The 17,476-nt window shown below is 43.3% G+C and carries 17 protein-coding genes; 12 read left to right on the forward strand and 5 right to left on the reverse strand.

The window, feature by feature from the left end:
* Positions 1-75: 75 nt before the first annotated feature.
* The gene (mgtE, locus tag NIES1031_RS05455) at positions 76-1,461 is read right to left on the reverse strand and encodes a magnesium transporter (protein WP_236738728.1); all 1,386 of its coding nucleotides are present in this window, start codon (positions 1,459-1,461) and stop codon (positions 76-78) included.
* Positions 1,462-2,374: 913 nt separating this feature from the next.
* Here mgtE and NIES1031_RS05460 point away from each other — a divergent pair.
* On the forward strand, positions 2,375-3,166 hold the full coding sequence (locus tag NIES1031_RS05460) for an LmeA family phospholipid-binding protein (protein WP_073548485.1): 792 nt from the start codon (positions 2,375-2,377) through the stop codon (positions 3,164-3,166).
* A 102-nt stretch (positions 3,167-3,268) separates the two neighbouring features.
* The gene (locus tag NIES1031_RS05465; protein ID WP_073548486.1) at positions 3,269-3,877 is read left to right on the forward strand and encodes a GerMN domain-containing protein; all 609 of its coding nucleotides are present in this window, start codon (positions 3,269-3,271) and stop codon (positions 3,875-3,877) included.
* A 242-nt stretch (positions 3,878-4,119) separates the two neighbouring features.
* On the opposite strand, the gene NIES1031_RS05470 is transcribed toward NIES1031_RS05465, so the two are convergent.
* The 3 genes from NIES1031_RS05470 to efp all read right to left on the reverse strand — a co-directional run bounded on the left by NIES1031_RS05470 (position 4,120) and on the right by efp (position 5,706).
* Positions 4,120-4,470 carry an ArsR/SmtB family transcription factor gene (locus NIES1031_RS05470; protein ID WP_073548487.1) on the reverse strand — a complete coding sequence of 117 codons (351 nt, stop codon included), beginning with the start codon at positions 4,468-4,470 and terminating at the stop codon, positions 4,120-4,122.
* Positions 4,471-4,536: 66 nt separating this feature from the next.
* Entirely contained in the window at positions 4,537-5,085 is a 549-nt protein-coding gene (accB, locus tag NIES1031_RS05475; RefSeq protein WP_073548488.1) for an acetyl-CoA carboxylase biotin carboxyl carrier protein, read from the reverse strand.
* A gap of 63 nt (positions 5,086-5,148) precedes the next feature.
* A complete protein-coding gene (gene efp / locus NIES1031_RS05480; protein WP_073548489.1) occupies positions 5,149-5,706 on the reverse strand; it encodes an elongation factor P in 558 nt (185 codons plus the stop codon).
* A gap of 379 nt (positions 5,707-6,085) precedes the next feature.
* Here efp and NIES1031_RS05485 point away from each other — a divergent pair, with 379 nt between their 5' ends.
* The 3 genes from NIES1031_RS05485 (at position 6,086) to NIES1031_RS05495 (ending at position 8,300) form a co-directional block, all read left to right on the forward strand.
* Positions 6,086-7,186, forward strand: coding sequence for a peptidylprolyl isomerase (locus tag NIES1031_RS05485; protein ID WP_143167712.1), 1,101 nt, complete (start codon positions 6,086-6,088; stop codon positions 7,184-7,186).
* Positions 7,187-7,304: 118 nt separating this feature from the next.
* On the forward strand, positions 7,305-7,820 hold the full coding sequence (gene scpB / locus NIES1031_RS05490) for an SMC-Scp complex subunit ScpB (RefSeq protein WP_073548491.1): 516 nt from the start codon (positions 7,305-7,307) through the stop codon (positions 7,818-7,820).
* A gap of 132 nt (positions 7,821-7,952) precedes the next feature.
* Positions 7,953-8,300: a DUF760 domain-containing protein gene (locus NIES1031_RS05495; RefSeq protein WP_073548492.1), complete on the forward strand. Its 348-nt coding sequence runs from the start codon at positions 7,953-7,955 to the stop codon at positions 8,298-8,300.
* 28 nt (positions 8,301-8,328) lie between these two features.
* Here NIES1031_RS05495 and NIES1031_RS05500 read toward each other — a convergent pair whose 3' ends face one another.
* The gene (locus tag NIES1031_RS05500; protein WP_073548493.1) at positions 8,329-9,534 is read right to left on the reverse strand and encodes an HhoA/HhoB/HtrA family serine endopeptidase; all 1,206 of its coding nucleotides are present in this window, start codon (positions 9,532-9,534) and stop codon (positions 8,329-8,331) included.
* 177 nt (positions 9,535-9,711) lie between these two features.
* On the opposite strand from NIES1031_RS05500, the gene NIES1031_RS05505 reads away from it, so the two are divergent.
* From NIES1031_RS05505 to NIES1031_RS05535, 7 genes are all read left to right on the forward strand, one after another.
* Complete coding sequence (locus NIES1031_RS05505; RefSeq protein ID WP_143167713.1) at positions 9,712-10,566, forward strand: peptidoglycan DD-metalloendopeptidase family protein; 855 nt, start codon at positions 9,712-9,714, stop codon at positions 10,564-10,566.
* Between the two features lie 308 nt (positions 10,567-10,874).
* Positions 10,875-12,188, forward strand: a complete 1,314-nt coding sequence (locus tag NIES1031_RS05510) for a glycosyltransferase (protein ID WP_073548495.1) — start codon at positions 10,875-10,877, stop codon at positions 12,186-12,188.
* A 110-nt stretch (positions 12,189-12,298) separates the two neighbouring features.
* On the forward strand, positions 12,299-13,348 hold the full coding sequence (locus NIES1031_RS05515) for a glycosyltransferase family 2 protein (RefSeq protein ID WP_073548496.1): 1,050 nt from the start codon (positions 12,299-12,301) through the stop codon (positions 13,346-13,348).
* A gap of 21 nt (positions 13,349-13,369) precedes the next feature.
* Entirely contained in the window at positions 13,370-14,239 is an 870-nt protein-coding gene (locus tag NIES1031_RS05520) for an ABC transporter permease (protein WP_236738729.1), read from the forward strand.
* Entirely contained in the window at positions 14,239-15,519 is a 1,281-nt protein-coding gene (locus NIES1031_RS05525; RefSeq protein WP_073548497.1) for an ABC transporter ATP-binding protein, read from the forward strand. Before NIES1031_RS05520 ends, NIES1031_RS05525 begins: the two co-directional genes overlap by 1 nt.
* Before the next feature lie 19 nt (positions 15,520-15,538).
* A complete protein-coding gene (locus NIES1031_RS05530; RefSeq protein ID WP_073548498.1) occupies positions 15,539-16,399 on the forward strand; it encodes a glycosyltransferase family 2 protein in 861 nt (286 codons plus the stop codon).
* Between the two features lie 152 nt (positions 16,400-16,551).
* Positions 16,552-17,469: a glycosyltransferase family 2 protein gene (locus NIES1031_RS05535; RefSeq protein WP_073548499.1), complete on the forward strand. Its 918-nt coding sequence runs from the start codon at positions 16,552-16,554 to the stop codon at positions 17,467-17,469.
* Positions 17,470-17,476: the final 7 nt, after the last annotated feature.

Raw genomic sequence — 17,476 nt, forward strand, 5'->3', positions numbered from 1 at the left:
CCCTGCATTTTTTTGCGTATTAGATTCAATCGCAAAGATTGTATCACCTGTTCCTCAAGCACAGGTTATGGTGACTCAATGCCCACAAGCCAACCTACTAAAGTAAATCCAGAGTCCGGTGAAGTCTTTAATCGTTGTAATAAAAGGATCTGCTCCTGGTGCATGATCGAAGCCGAGCTTTAGCATTATCCAAGGTAATACTGCACCAAGCACTGCACCTAAGGTGATCACACAGAATAGCGAAATGGCTACAGCAGTTCCAAGTTGCGGAATACCATTTGGTGCACCTTGCCAGAAATAGGCAATGATACCTGCTATTAGTCCTAAGATTGCACCCATTGATGCACCGATCCGAACTTCGCGCAACAAATAAGGCAAAAAACTATTGACATTGATATGATTCCATGCCAGACCGCGGGCAAACACAGTGGTAGATTGAGTTCCCACATTTCCTCCCATATCCATGACTAAAGGAATAAAAACTGCTGCTGCTGTCACCGCTTCTAGTACCTCTTCAAAGCGTTCAATAACTCCACCGACAAGCATTCCACCAATGAGAGTGATGATTAAAAAGAGAATTCGCAATCGAATTGCATACCAAGAAGAACCACGGATGAGACGCTCGCTCCATACTCTGTCACGACGCAATAAATTACCCACCCCGCCTTGTGCAAGTGCTGCATCTGTGGCTTCTTCTTCAACTAATTCGATGACGTCATCAAAGGTAATATCGCCAATGAGTCGTCCTTCGTTATCCACAACAGGAATCGCGGGCAGATCGTTGTCTTTAAGCAATCGCACGGCTTGCAAATCGCGATCGCTTGCTCTAATCGCAATATTGGTTCCTTCTATCAAGCTGCTGAGTGTCTGTTCAGGTGATGCTTTGATTAACCGCACAGTACGAACAAACCCACGATAGTATCGTTCAGCATCAATGACAAAGATAAGTGTAAGTTCGTTATCGCGTAACTCTGACTCACGAATGCTTCTCAACAGTGATTGCACGGTGATATCATCGCGAACAGCAAGATAGCGCAAGCTCATTAATCGCCCTGCACTTCGTTCGGGATACCCTAACAGCAAATTTACCCCTTCACGAGCTTGCGGACTAAGATTAGCAATTAGACGCTTGGTAATCTTTGCCGGAAGTTCTTCAAATAGCCGTACGCGCTCATCTAAATCTAGGGCTTCTAGCAAACTTATAACTTCTGGAGTTTCCATTGTTCTAATCAAGTCTGCTTGTTGTTCTGGACGCAGATATTCAAAAACCGCGATCGCTTTCTCTTTTTCTAACAAGCGAAAAGCCAGTACGCGCTTGTGTGGCTCAATCTCCATTATCGATTGCACTAATTCAGCCGCAGGTAAGCGGTTAGCTTCTTTCTTAGCAGCTTCTAGGGCAAAAGGTTGTAACAAGTATTCGTTCAAAACATTTTGACGCATATTTACCTCAATTTTTTGCATGACGATTGATACCACTGAACTAGAACTATTCAGTCGTTGTTTCAGCAAGATTTGTCTGAAAAATCTACTCAATTAACGAGCAGTTTCTCAGTAATAGATATAGGACTTATGCAGTCTTCGTGTTTTGATCAAAACCAAGACCTGAGGGGGAAACGCCCCCAAACCCTCTCCAAAAAAGGCTGCCTACGAAGCCGTGATTGTTCGGGGTAGCTGTTGCGTAAGTCCTGAGATATTGAGATTTGAATGTTTGCAGGACAAACCCAAGCAATCGCGCGTCGCCTTTTTGCTTGAGAATTTCGCGCTGCTCAAATTTGATGTATCAGCACGTGGATATCTTATTTACAACTCGAACTGATGCAACCACTAGTATCGTTAATTTTCTGGAATTTCAGGGTTTACCTCCTTTCCCCGCAGTCGCCGCATCTACTGGCGACCAGAGATGAACCCGTACTCTATACAAGAGCAAATAACGCGTTCACCGTAGCGATCGCTCAGCAACTACAGCAAGACACTTAGCTGGGACTACATTGACCAAAATAAATTCTTGGAGTGTAGGGATACTACTACTACCAGGAACTTCCATCTCTTAAATCTCCTCAGTCAGTATGAATTAATGTGATAAAGCCATAGCTTACCACTATATTTCAGCGTAAATGCAAAAAAGCTTTATGTCAACTTAAAAGATTTTGTTGAAAGATACAAGTCCAAGCTCAATTTGTCACTTAAAAACGAGTAGTTATCAAAACAATGGTAAATTTGGTTCAATTTTTGATTGTTCTAAATTAACTTTTGACCTCTTCTACATCTTACTATCCAATTGACTGAATTTGATGTAAGGTGAGCAATGCCTAGATTACATTATGAAAGCGAGGATCAGAATGTATAAGTCGAGGTACAGGAAATTACTCCTGTTATGGAACTACTAACGATTCTTCTAGCTAGCTTGCTAGGATTGCTCTCACCTGTTGGCGTTGTAGTCGAACGTATTGCCGAAAACTCGATTCGTTCTCAGTTTGCCCATGTAGAAACACTACGGGTACGCGTTGACAACGTTCCGACGCATCAGTTGCTGCAAGGTAAGGTACAGCGCGTGCGCATTGCTGGACGTGCGCTCGACCTAAAACAAAATATTCGTCTTGCTGTTTTAGAAATAGAAACAGATGCGGTTGATTTTGATACGGATAGTTTAAGTGGAAAGCTTCAACTCCAGCAGCCATTACAAGCTGGAGTGCGCTTGGTCTTAACCGAGCAAGATGTTAATCGAGCGCTACAATCTGACGCGATCGCTCGTCGATTACTGAACATCACGATTAGCGAGCTCAGTAGACGCGCTCAGCAGGTGCAACAATTCAATTTCTCGCAGCCTCGGATACAATTCTTAGCAAATAATCGGATACGTTTTCAGGTGGAACTTACGCAAGATGGTGTTGAATCATTAAGAATTACGATAGAGTCAGGGTTAGGTGTTATTTCTGAAAGACAAGTTCAGCTAATTGCGCCAGTCGTTTTGGTCAATGAGGAGAAAGTACCAGAGCAAATCTTAAATGCGATCGCCGCAAATTTTTCGCAGCAGCTTGATCTGCGCAGTTTACAAAGTGCCGGAATTCAAGCCAGAATTTTACAATTGAATGTAAGTCGGCAAAAATTAGAAATTGCGGCTTTTATCCGCGTGGAAACATCTTCGCGTATATTGAAACAGCTATAGCCTAAATAAAGTCACAGTGTTCATCCTCGATCCACTTTAATTTGAATTTTTTGCTGTTCTCCTGACACCACGACTAATATAATTCTTTTGGAGGGTTTTCCCATGACACAACAAAGAGCTAAACGCGTTCCTGCTGGTGTAATTGCTGGCATAGTAGCAGGTGTTCTCGCGGCGGGTGGTGCTGGTACTTGGTGGGCGTTTCGTTCAGCACAAATTCCTAACTCACAGCAGGCGATTACAACGCCTAATTCACCATCAACGAATCCATCAGTTCAGCCAGGGATTAATCAAACCGCGCAAGTTTATTGGTTACGAGATACTGGTACGAGTGTAGAAGTTGTACCAACCTCGTTTACAGTCAACTCCGACCAGCCGAATGTCGTCTTACAAACTGCGTTCGAGCAACTCTTAGCTGGACCTACAAATGATTCTGTCGGCAGCACAATTCCTCCTGGAACGAAGCTACGCAGCGTCAGGGTTCAAAACGATGGAATTCATGTTGATTTGTCGTCAGAGTTTACGAGTGGCGGTGGTAGCGCTTCGATGAGTGGTCGTTTGGCACAAGTTGTTTATACAGCAACAACCCTCGATCCCAATGCTCAAGTATGGATTGATGTCGAAGGTCAAAAATTAGAATATTTAGGTGGTGAAGGCATCGAGCTAAACCAACCACTAACCAGGCAAAGTTTCAATGCGAATTTTCAACTCTAAGTCGCAATCGGATAAATTCTCGCGATTAAACCGTTGTTGGCGGTCGTTAGTAGTTGGTTGTCATGTATTAAGTCGTTAGCGACCAACAGCGCGCAATTCGCGACATAACAGTTAACTACTAATCACTTGTACCATTTGCAAAAAATGGTTGCGTAAATCATGATTATCTAATCCCTACTGCTCGCTTGCTTTGCCAAACGAGCAACTCCAAAGTAAATCAATGTTAGGCGATCGCCACTCATCTACTGATGATTGCTATTCAACACCCGAAACGAATTGGCTTGTTGTTGAATGCGATGGGCAAGACGATCGTATACTACGTTACATAATTCAAAAATTGAATCATCCTCTACACGGTAATACGCCGAGGTTCCGCAACTGCGGCGACTGAGAATTCCCGCTTGCCACATAATTTTTAAATGTTTAGAAACATTTGCTTGACTCGTTTGCGTTGCCTCTACCAATTCTTGCACGCATTTTTCACCATCGCTGAGCAAATGCAGTAGGCGCAGCCGCATCGGTTCGCCAAGCAGGCTGAAGTAATCAGCTACTTGTTGCACAATTTCTGGCGGTACAGGCTTCGCTGACTTCATTAAATTTAACCTAAGAGAACTGCTAAATTTTAGCAATAATCACTCGATGAGCAATAGCGTACATCATCAATCTGGGCTAAGACGCATCAAAGGTTGACCGTATTCAACAGGTTCGCCGTTTTGCACGAGAATTTCCACCACTCGTCCAGAAACTTCAGCTTCGATTTCGTTCATCAGCTTCATCGCCTCAATAATACAGACTGTTTGACCGCTTCTGACGCGATCGCCCACATCGACAAATGAAGGTTCGCCAGGGGAAGGAGCGCGATAAAATGTTCCTACCATCGGAGAAATCACCTCAAGTAATTTCTGGTCTTTTGGTGGCGGTGCAGGAGCTTGCCCAGCACCAAATCCGCTCGTAGCCACGTCACCCCGCGCAACATCTGAGCGATTAGCTGGTGCGGATACCGTTGTAGATGGAGCCAACGAAGGCGATTCTAAACCTACCATCTCTCCTGGTAGCGAACTTGAACCAGGTAGCGATGCATTGCCTATTATGCCAACAGCCTTACGTACTGTTAATTCAAACTCGTCACTTTTGAGCGTGAGTTCTGCAATGTCAGTTTGAGCGATGGTGGCTATAAGTTGCCGGAGTTCATTAAAATCAAGTGGCACAGTTTGTCTGACCCCATTTATTAGCTATTGGCTACGTGTGATGCGCAGTGCGCGATCGCGTGTCTATTCTCGACCTAGATAAGTATCGTTGCGCGTATCGATCCGGATGCGTTCGCCTTGTGAAATAAATAAAGGCACCATCACGGTTGCGCCAGTTTCGACAACGGCGGGTTTTGTTCCACCAGTCGCTGTATCTCCGCGTACGCCAGGATCAGTTTGGACGATTTCTAGCACGACCGAGTTCGGTAATTCGACTTCAAGCACTTGATCGCCCCAACGGATGACATTGACTTCCATGCCATCTTTAAGATATTTAACGCGATCGCCTATTTGGTTAGCATTCAACCTACTTTCCTCGTAGGTTTCCATGTCCATAAAGACGAATTCCTCACCGTCTTTATAAGTATGCTGCATCGTACTTTTTTCTAGATTTGCTTGGGGGACAGTTTCCCCAGCACGAAACGTTCGCTCTACAACGCTGCCACTTTGGACATTTTTTAGCTTAGTTCGAACAAACGCAGAACCCTTGCCTGGTTTGACGTGGAGGAACTCTACCACGCGCCATACGGAGCCATCTAAAACAATCGTGACGCCAGGTCGAAAATCATTACTGGAAATCATGAAGCAATATATTTGCGCAAGACAATTGGCATCTCATTGTACCTCTACAGCGTGGTGCTATAGAAGGGGTCAAAAGATAAAAGGCAGAGGAGATCTGAGGTGCAGAGGAGCCAGTTGCGTGCGGAGGTGTCCTCCGTTGAGCAAACTGGCGTGGGCAGAGGAGAAATAATACACAATTTTCTCTAGTTACTCACCCCTCATTACGTTCTTTTATAAAATTTGAACTTGGAAGTGAACGGCACTGTGGCAAGATTATGAATGAGTTGATACCTCGTCAATTGCAACTGTCAGGCAGACAAGCAATAGGTGAAGGGTAAAAACATAAATCCCAGGTAGCCTATTTGCCTAACTTATATTCATGCCGCATCTGAGCTATCTCATGACAAATTTGAACTACTGGTGGAAAAAAAGCACCATACTATTACTGCTAATCGCGATGTTTTTCAGCACAAGTGTTGCTGGGTGGACTCCCGCCAGCAATGCGGCGTTACCAGCAGGAAATGCGATCACTGATGGCAAAGCGCTATTACGCTACTCGCTACCGATTGATAATCAAGCTGTGCGGGATTTGCAAGCAAATTTAGAAGATATTGCTACCCAACTGCGAGCCAATCGGCGTTGGGGTGCGATTTCTAAAGATATTTCTCAAGCTTCTCGCGTTTTAACCTCGCGTCACGATGAATTACTCAAAAGCATTCCCGACGAGCAAAAACCACAAGCAGAAGCCCTCATCGATGAACTACAAGCTGGTATCAACGATTTGCGACAAGCGGCTGATTCAAAGGATAAGGAGCAAGTTTGGATAGGACGGGCTAAAGTTCTGAACCTAGTCAGTACGCTTGAAGAGTTAATGGTACAAGGGTTTCCTTACGAAGTTCCCGCCGAGTATAGTGACTTACCGCAACTCAAAGGTCGTGCCACTGTAGAAATGGAAACAAACAAAGGTAATCTGACAGTTGTTGTAGATGGATATAGCGCTCCAGTCACGGCGGGTAATTTTGTCGATTTGGTACAACGAGGTTTTTATGATGGTTTAGAGTTTATTCGCGCCGAAGATTCTTATGTTCTCCAAACCGGAGATCCACCAGGTCCAGAACAAGGATTCATCGACCCAAAAACAGGAAAGTACCGCAGCATTCCTTTGGAAGTTCTTGTCAAAGGCGATCCGGTTCCTACGTATGGCATCACTTTAGAGCAAGCGGGTCGCTATCGCGAAGAACCTGTATTACCATTCTCCGCCTACGGTGCTGTGGCGATGGCACGCCCAGAGTTCGACAATAATGGTGGTTCCTCACAATTTTTCTTCTTCTTGTTTGAACCTGAACTGACTCCCGCAGGGCGTAATCTATTAGATGGTCGCTATGCGGTGTTTGGCTATTTGACCGAAGGCAAGGAAGTGCTAGAACAACTCAAAGAAGGAGATAAAATAATCTCTGCTAAAGTGATTCGCGGTGCAGAAAATTTAGTACAACCGCAATAAAATTTGGAGAAACAAAGAGCAGAGGAAGAATCGTCAAATGAATTTTGTTCACCAATTACGATCCTCGTGCTCTTTGTCCCTACCCTAACTCTAGCCCATGACCTCTGACCTCTAGTTAATGCGTTTAGCAAATAAGATTGAAGCAATTTTATATCTTAAGGGTCAGCCACTGTCGATCGCACAATTAGCTGAGTATGCCGGATGCGATCGCTACACCGTTGAGGAGGGACTGATGGAACTGATCGATGACTATGCGCATCGTGATAGCGCCTTAGAGGTCGTCGAAACCGTCTCAGGTACGTACAGCTTACAACTACGGTCGAGTTTTCAAGAACTAGTGCAAACGCTGATTCCGGTCGAACTTGGTGTCGGCGCTTTGCGCACTTTAGCGGCGATCGCCCTGCGGAATCCCATTACCCAAACCGAACTCGTCACCTTACGTGGTTCAGGAGCATATCAACATGTTCAGGAACTCGTAGAACAAGGTTTTGTGCGCAAACGCCGCCCTGTAGACGGTCGCTCTTTTTTACTCGATGTCACTGATAAGTTTTATCAATACTTTCAGCTTGAACAATTGCCACATCTACTAAGTACTGATGATGCGCAATTACCTTTACCAGAAGAGCAAGCATAGACGATTTGTTTCAAAGATTAACTGCTCTACAGGATGTCATACCGCTGTGTATTAGTAACTACTTTAAGGCAAGAAGTGCTATCTATTACAATGAGTTACATTAGATATTAGCACAGCTAAACATAACTGCCCATGGTCTTTGATCCTGACTTTTTCAGTGATGATTCTCAAGAAGAGTCGCAAGTAAATCCATTATTAAACTATCTGCAACGTCAATCACCGGAGATTTTAGCGCACGTAGCTCGCTCGGTTAGTCCAGAAATAAAAGAAATTATTTCTCAGAATGTCCAAGGATTAGTTGGTATGCTTCCTTCTGAGAATTTTAACGTGAAAATTTCTACAGACCGCGATAACTTAGCCGGATTGCTTGCCTCGGCAATGATGACAGGTTATTTTCTGCGTCAGATGGAACAGCGAATGCATCTTGATGATTTGGCAGATTCTGTTTCTTTACCGCGTGATTCTACTGGGGAGCAATAATTAGAAATTGCACAAGCAGTTGGAACTTCTAACCAAGTTCGTTCATAGGAAAAGCTTCTGGCGTTACTTGAACAGTTTTAATTTTGCCGTTGCGGTTTATTTCTAGATTTAGCACCGCACCTACATTGCTAGATTCAACGCGCTCTTGAACTTCAGCGGCTTTACGAATCTGTCTACCATCAATCTTTTGAATGATATCGCCTTCACGTAGACCAGCACGATATGAGGGAGATCTTCTAATAACGCGCACGATTAATACACCCTGCTCTTGCTGTACATTTAAATTCGTTTCTTGATTGACTTCTTCTTTAGCAGTAGCAGTGAGGTCGATCATTTGGATGCCTAAGAAAGGATGTTCGACGCGTCCTTTCGTAAACAGTTTATTTGCAATTCTCGCTGCGGTATCAATCGGAATTGCAAAACCTAGTCCCTGTGCATCTGAGCGAATTGCCGTGTTGACGCCTATCACTTCACCCTCAGCGTTCAACAACGGACCACCTGAGTTGCCAGGATTGATTGCAGCATCGGTTTGAATGAAGTTAACGCGTTTGTCGGGAACACCTACTTGAGCGCTAGAGCGGTCTGTCGCGCTAATAATTCCGACGGTGACAGTATTATCTAATCCTAGCGGATTACCGATCGCGATCGCCCATTGTCCTGGAGATAAGTTGCGTGAGTTGCCTAACTTGACGACGGGCAAATTATTCGCTTTAATTTTAACAACTGCAACATCTGTAACTGTATCTACTCCAACAACTTTGCCCTCAAAACTTCGACCATCTTTGAGCGTAACTTGTACGGTATCTGTTTCAGCAACAACGTGAGCGTTGGTTAAGACGCGACCATCTTGGCTGAGGATAAAACCTGAACCTGTACCGCGCTCAGTGCGTTCTTCGGGAATTTCTTGATCTGAACCAAAGAATCTGCGGAACAGTGGATTATTGAAAGCTTCGGGAAGTCGGTTGGCGACTTTGCGCGTCGCATTAATGCGAACAACCGCAGGTCCTACTTTTTCTACTGCTGAGGCGATAAAGTTGCGGTCATCGTTGCGGGTTGTGCTATTTGTTGCTTCCGGAATTACCAGTCCTGATACAGGTGGCACTACAACTGGAACTGTAGTTAAATCTTCTAGCGAGTGCTGACCTGAGAAGTAGCGACTACTCCACCACCCAGCCCCACCTCCTATCACAAGCAAAATCACCGCCGCCGTCAAATTTTTGAACGATAAACTCATACTCCTTCCGCCTATACACAGCAAGTAGATGCTAACTTCTAAGTTTAGTCAACAAATTCAGCAATTTCGAGATGTGCTTTTTCTTTTTGGCAGTGCGCAAAAAGATAATAGATACTAGGTAGAGATCTCGTTCGCTCTTCATGACAATCTTAACGAGCGCGTTTACCTTGCACCAGTATGATGACTTTACGCTACTCGACACTGTTAACGGCACTACCTGTGGGCTTATTAATTCTCTTCGCTCCCGCCTATTCTGCACCTAATAACACTTCAACGGCGGCTAGCGGTTGTCCTCAACCTGCGTTATCGCGGCTAACTCGTCACAAAGTAGCGCCTGGCGAAACTCTAGAAGCGATCGCCCAAAAATACAATCTAATTGCTGCCACTCTCATCGGTTTCAATCCCACGCTGCGCACAGGACAACTCACTGTTGGTAGTGAAATCATCATTCCACCGTCCAATGGAATTCAAGTCGAAGTTCCACTCAACCAATCTTGGCAGCAAATCGCCACAAAGTACAAAGTTCGCGCTGATGTTTTGTTTGAAGCTAATGGCTGTCAACCTGTATCGCAATTTGTCTTTGTTCCTGGTGTCAATTGGTCGCCGGAAGCCCCTAACACAAGTGCAAGTAGCGTACTGACAGGATATCCTTTACCAACCAAAGCAACGGTAGCGATGGGCTATGGTTGGCAAATTAACCCAAATACAAATGAAGTTGTCTTTCACAGCGGTGTGGATTTATTAGCACCTACAGGAACTTCAGTGCAAGCCGTTGCTGCTGGAACCGTGGCTTTTGCCGGCGAACAAGGCAGTTATGGTAATCTCGTTGTTGTCAACCACGTGGGAGGACGTCAAACTCGCTACGCCCATTTACAAAAAATTAATGTCACTACGGGGCAATCAGTACAATTAGGACAAGCGCTTGGAACTGTAGGAACAACAGGAGAACCTACATCAACCGAGCCGCATTTGCATTTTGAAGTTCGCTATAACTCCTCGCTGGGTTGGGTTGCAGAAGAACCTAGTTTGTAACTTGGTTATCAAAAAACAAATTTGTTGCTTAGTCAAAAATATAACTGTATATTGATATTGTTGATATTACTGTAAACGCATGTATAGGTAAAATGTAATAAAAACAACACTATTGGTTGTGCTTATTCAACGTGAGTTAACAAGAGAAATCTAGATAATCTTTCGCAAAAAATGAAAAACTTCTCATAAACTTAGAAAAAAAAATTGATAAACTCAAGCTGTAGATAAAATACAACTAAGTAAGTTATGTTGGCTAGCAAATAAGTGAGTACGACGTTACTCATACAAATGTAAACGGTTGAGCCAGTATGAAAATAGCCTTCGTTGTTTTAGGCTTTCCTGAATTATCACAAACGTTTATTCTTAATCAAATCACTGGATTGATTGATCGAGGTCATTCAGTTGATATTTATGCACTCAAAGGCTCAGAAATCCAAGCGTCGAAAGTACATCCAGATGTTGAAAAATATCAATTATTAGCTCAAACGTATTACTACTGTGTTCCAGATTTACCTAAGAATTTTTTATGGCGAGTTCTCAAAGGATTTGGGTTGCTAGCAACGAAGTTAGGTAAAAGTCCAAAGATTTGGTTAGAGGCGCTCAATATTTTTCGCTATCGCCGGAACGCTTTGTCCTTAAGACTTTTGTATAAAGTAATTCCACTATTAGATAAACCTAATCAATATGATATTGTCCATTGCCAGTTTGGTTTGTGTGGACTCGAAGCAATGTCGCTGCGAAAATTTGGTTTACTGCAAGGTAAGTTAGTAGTTTCCTTTCGTGGTTTTGATATTAGCGAATTTATTCAGCAGTATGGCGATGGTGTGTATAGTCAACTATTTAATGTAGGTGATTTCTTTATGACAAACTGCGAGTATTTTCGACAGCGCCTACTCAAGCTAGGTTGTCCAGAAAATAAAGTTATGGTACATCGCTCAGGGCTAGACTGTGAGCGATTTATTTTTAACCCTCCTACATTAAATATCTCTACTCCAGTTCAAATTGTAACGAGTGGACGCCTAGTTGAAAAGAAAGGCATAGAATATGCCATTCGGGCGATCGCTAAGCTAGTTAAATTAAAGCCTAATATTGAATACAAAATTATCGGTGATGGACCACTTAAGCAACAATTGCAGCAACTTATTACAGAATTGGGTGTCAATGATACAGTCAAGCTGCTGGGGTGGAAAGATCAAGAAGAAATTATTGAGGTTCTGAAAAAATCGCATATATTTATCGCTCCAAGTGTAACCGCCAAAAGTGGCGATCAAGATGCTCCAGTGAATGTATTAAAAGAAGCAATGGCAATCGGATTACCTGTGGTTTCTACGTATCATGGCGGAATTCCTGAACTTATTCAAGATAACGTTTCAGGATTTTTAGTACCAGAGCGCGATGCCGACGCGATCGCGGAGAAGATAAGTTATCTTCTTGACAATCCGCAAATTTGGGATTTTGTTACACGAGCGGCGCGCGCGCAAGTAGAAGCAGGTTACGATCTCTATAAACTCAACGATGAACTAGTAGAAATTTACCAACAATTGCTAACGCAAGGTTTTGTGCGTATGAGTCCTCAAGTAGTGGCAAGTAGTGTAGCGAGTAATACAGATATGACTTATTAGCTTAGTACAACTGTAAGCATTTTTCTCCGGTTATTCGTGACCGCGCTCATCTTTACAAAAATATACAAATATTTGAAACTACAAAAAACTATAGAAGGGAGTTTTCGGCAATGTCAAAACCACAAGTTACGATTGTTGTGTCACCACGCGAGCGTTTTAGCTGCACGCAAGCTTCATTAGAGAGTATCTATGAAAACACGCAGATACCCTTTAAGTTGGTCTACGTTGATGGCGGCTCGCCAGCGAAAATCAAGCGTTATCTAGAAGAAAAAGCGCAAGAAAAGCAGTTTCAACTCATTCGCACCGAACACTATCTCTCGCCTAATAAAGCCCGAAATTTAGGATTAGCCCAAGTAAACACGGAATATGTCGTTTTTATCGATAACGATGTCGTTGTTACTCCAGGTTGGCTGCGACAACTCGTAAAGTGTGCTGAAGAAACAAACGCAACTGTTGTGAGTCCGCTGATCTGCCAAGGCGAACCAGTTCATGAAGAAGTGCATTGTGCAGGTGGAGAATCAGGAGTCAAAATAGAGACGAAAGGTGATCGCCCGCGCCGCCGGATTATTGAAAAAATATACAAGCAAGGGCGCAAAGTCGCTGATGTTCGTCCGCAACTGCAAAGACAGCAAACCGGACTTGCTGAGTTTCATTGCATGATGGTACGTACAGCGATCTTTGAAACAATAGGCATGCTCGACGAAGCGCTGTTAAATACTAAAGAACATGTAGACTTCTGTATGACTGTGATGGAAGCGGGTGGAAATGTTTACTTAGAACCAGATTCGCTCGTTACTTACGTACCAGGACCACCGCTAGAATTAACCGATATGCCCTTCTATATGCTGCGGTGGAGTGATGCATGGGAACTTGCAAGTTTACACCGCTTACGCGATAAGTGGAACCTTACCGAAGACGAGTACTTTAAAAATCGCTATAGCGGTTTAGGCTGGCGGCGAAAAATGACGATTATCAAGCCATTCAGCCAAAAAATCAGTAAAATGGTGCTGAAGCGCCCAAGTAAGAAAGTAGAGAATCTGCTTGTTAATGTGGACAAAGCACTCAACAAATATCTTACTGATCGCTATGCCCGAAAGCAACCTCTGACGCAGCATCAAACACCCCAATTACAACAACAAAAGTCCCCAACCACAGTTTAACGGTGCATCAGAGGACAGATTTTGAAAAATTCTAGCCTACGACGAATACCGCCTGAAGTCATTTATACGCCACACAGTAAACTGCGACATCCAATTCAGTTATTTAAGCAGATGGGGTACGACTTACTAGCTTCGCGGGAATTAGCTTGGCGATTGATGGTACGCAATATAACCGCACAGTACCGTCAGTCTTTTCTTGGCATTGCTTGGGCTTTTTTACCACCAATCGTTATGGCAGCAGGATTTACACTAGCAAGTGACGCTAACGTCATCAACGTGGGTAAGACAGATCTACCTTATCCTGCTTATGTGATGTTTAGCACAGCGTTATGGCAAACGTTTGTAGAAGCCTTGAATGGTCCTGTACAAGCTGTAACAGTAGCTAAGCCGATGCTAGCACGAGTCAATTTTCCTCGCGAGGCAATCGTTTTAGCAAAAGTGGGAGAAGTTTTCTTTAACTTTAGTATTAAACTTTTACTGCTTGTCGCTTTGTTTCTCTGGTTTCAGATTTCAGTCGGATGGACGGTGATTTTGGCGGTTGTCGGACTGGTTCATTTAGTTATGCTAGGAACATTCTTCGGTATATTGCTAGCTCCACTCGGCGCTTTGTATCAAGATGTTTCCAAAGGAGTAACGATGATAACAGGGTTTTGGCTATTTATCACACCAGTCGTGTTTCCAGTGCCTAGTCAAGGAACTTTTGGGCTGCTCGTCAATCTTAATCCTGTCACGCCCCTATTAGTGACAACGCGAGAATTAGCAACAACCGGAGTTGTTTCCGATCCTTACGGATTTTGGGTTGCAAGTCTCTTTGCTTTTATCGGATTATTGCTAGCATGGATAGCATTCCGCGTATCTATGCCTTTTGTGATTGAAAGGATAAGCTCTTAATGACAACTGAATTGAGCGACAGAGAGATTACAGTTGAGCCTGAAGATAGCGAGGTAGTGATCAGCGTAGAGAGGCTCTCTAAAAAGTTTTGCCGCAACTTGAGGCGATCTTTACTCTATGGCGTTCAGGATATTACAACAGAGTTATTAGGAAGAAAGCGAACAAGTACTCGTTTGCGATCGCAAGAATTTTGGGCATTAAAAAACGTCAGTTTTCAACTGCGACGTGGTGAAGCTTTAGGCTTAGTTGGCTCAAATGGTGCGGGGAAAAGTACGCTTTTGCGGATTATTAGTGGCTTGATTAACCCTGATACAGGTTCAGTCAAAATTCGAGGAAGATTAGCACCATTAATCGCCTTAGGTGCTGGCTTTAATCCGATTTTGACAGGACGAGAAAATATTTATGCCAACATGTCGATTTTGGGTTTGTCTACAAAAGAGATTAAAGCAAAATTTGATGAAGTTGTAGACTTTGCAGAGATTTGGGATGCAATTGACGCTCCAGTACAAAATTACAGTTCTGGTATGGCAGCACGGCTAGGTTTTGCGTGTGCCGTTCACACAGACCCAGATATTTTGCTAATCGATGAAGTGCTAGCAGTAGGCGATATTAAGTTTAAAATGAAATGCCACCGGAAGCTCGCAAAATTGCGCGAGAACGGAACAGCTTTTGTATTAGTTTCGCACAACTCGCATAGTATCCTAAATATTTGTAATACAGCAATCTATTTAGCCAAAGGGCAATTAATAACTTCAGGAGAAACCGAAGCAGTTGTACGCAAATATGAAGAAGACCTGTGTCTCAGTGGTATGGAAAAGGCAACAGGACCACTGATTTTGCCTAAAAAATCTCCTGAAGAAAGTTTTGGGTTAGATATTATCTCAGTTTGTTTTAAAGATGAGCAAGGAAATATCTTAGATACTCCCATGTCCGGAGAACCTACAAGTCTATGCGTAGAATGCTTCGCTCACAAGTACATCGATAACGCCAACGTTGGCATTCTAGTAACATCTTTATCTGGCGAAAGCGATCGCGTCTTATATCTAACTTCCGCTAGTGACAACGAGATTTTAACAATTGCTCCAGGTTCGACAGAGATACAAATACAAATGCCGTATTGTTGTTTGATACCTGGCGTGTATAGTGCAAAAATCTACATTAGAAGCGGTGTATGTTCATTTGATATTGTCGAATCTTTTCGATTTACTGTTCAAGCCGACAAAACTATCAGTAGGTGTTTATTTTATCAACCTCGAACTTGGAAAGTCATAAAGAAGTAGGCAGTTGCAACTTGAAACAATGCGCAATCCGCTAGTTAGTATTATTATTCCTACGTACAACAGACCCCACTTGTTACCACGCGCTGTCAAAAGTGCCTTAGAGCAAACGGTAGAAGATTTCGAGGTGGTTGTTGTCGATGACGCTTCGCCGCAGCCTGTGTCATTACCAGAACACCCGCGACTACGAATTCTTCGTCAAGTAGTCAATCAAGGCGGAGCCGCAGCTCGTAACGCTGGTATTAAAGCTGCTCGCGGACAATGGATTACTTTTGTTGATGACGACGACGAAATGCTACCGCACCTTGTTGCTGTCTCACTTGCAGCGGTTGAAAAAACAGATTTACCGAAACCGGTAGGAGTGCTATCCGGCATAGAAGTTGTCAACGCGGATGGTAGAGTTACCGATACCCGCTTACCGCCCACACTCGCAAAAGGAAAGCATTTTTGCTTAGAACCCATTGCACCAGGACAATCATTTTTCACTAAACAGACATTGGTTGTAGAACGCGAGGTACTTTTAGGACTTGGTGGATTTGATGAATCTTTCTCCTCACGCGTGCATACCGAATTATTTTTAAGACTTAATCAAGTTTGTTCACTACTTGGTGTACCTGTTGTTACCTATCGATTGTTTTCTCATTCCAGTCCACGAGTCTCGCGTAATCCATCATTACGTCAAAAAAACTTTAATACCTTAATTCACAAACATGAATCGCTATTTAAAGCTCATCCCAAAATGTTTGCGCATTTTGTCTACGAACACGCGCGCAAATCTTATGAAACAGGTCAAACTGCTGCTGCGGTTTCGCATATATTGTGGGCAATGCGAATCCATCCACGTTATACCCTTGCTAGAGTAACTCAGCAATTTCGTAAATAATTTATTAATTACTCTAAATTAACCAGCGTTGACAAAATACTCGAAAACTCATAATTTTATTAATCATACGCAACGTCTTCGCTGTACCCTAACATTTCATAGTCTTCGTTTCCGATTTTCCAATATTTCACATAATTCGGTTACAAAATTTTATGCGGGAAAAGCTACTGAATGAAGACGCCTACCCATCAGACTTGAAGTCATCACCACTTGAGTGCCCACCATTTTCACTAGTTCTTCCCGTTTATAATGAAGAAGATGGGATTACATCAACGCTCGATCATCTACAGCAGACGCTGCAAGTAACTGATTGCATCTACGAGATTATTGCTGTTAATGATGGTTCTACTGATAACACGCGTAAGATTTTACTTGCGCGCACTGATGTTACTGTGATTCATCATCGCCGCAACCGAGGCTATGGCGCAGCGCTTAAAACAGGAATTAGACACGCCAAGTATCCGTTAATTGTCATCACTGATGCGGATGGTACATATCCTAACGAACGAATTCCCGAATTAGTGAGATTGGCAACTCAAGCAGATATGGTTGTGGGCGCGAGAATTGGTGCAAATGTGCGCTATTCGCGTATCCGTAGAATTCCAAAATGGTTTCTTGTACACTTCGCACAATGGATAACAAGGCATCGCATTCCAGATCTTAACAGTGGGCTACGGGTGTTTCGTAAGAGTATCGCGGAAAAGTATTTAAATATTCTCCCTAACACATTCAGCTTCACAACCACGATTACTGTGGCAATGCTAACAAATAATTATATTGTCCATTTTGAGCCGATAGATTTTCATCATCGAGTTGGTAAGAGCAAAATTAAGCCAATTCGCGATACGTTGCGGTTTATTCAACTTATTTTGCGTACAGGAGTGTATTTTGCTCCTTTGCGCGTATTTTTACCAATTGCTAGTGTTTTCTTTGCTGGCTTTTTCATTACATTATTTGAAGATCTATTTATTCGTCGTGACTTAACTGAGAGAACGTTGATTCTCTTTGTGACTGCTACCCAAATGATGATGTTCGCCCTACTAGCTGACATGCTCGACAAACGCACATGACACCTGC

This window comes from Chroogloeocystis siderophila 5.2 s.c.1 (assembly GCF_001904655.1).
In the GTDB taxonomy this organism is placed as follows: domain Bacteria; phylum Cyanobacteriota; class Cyanobacteriia; order Cyanobacteriales; family Chroococcidiopsidaceae; genus Chroogloeocystis; species Chroogloeocystis siderophila.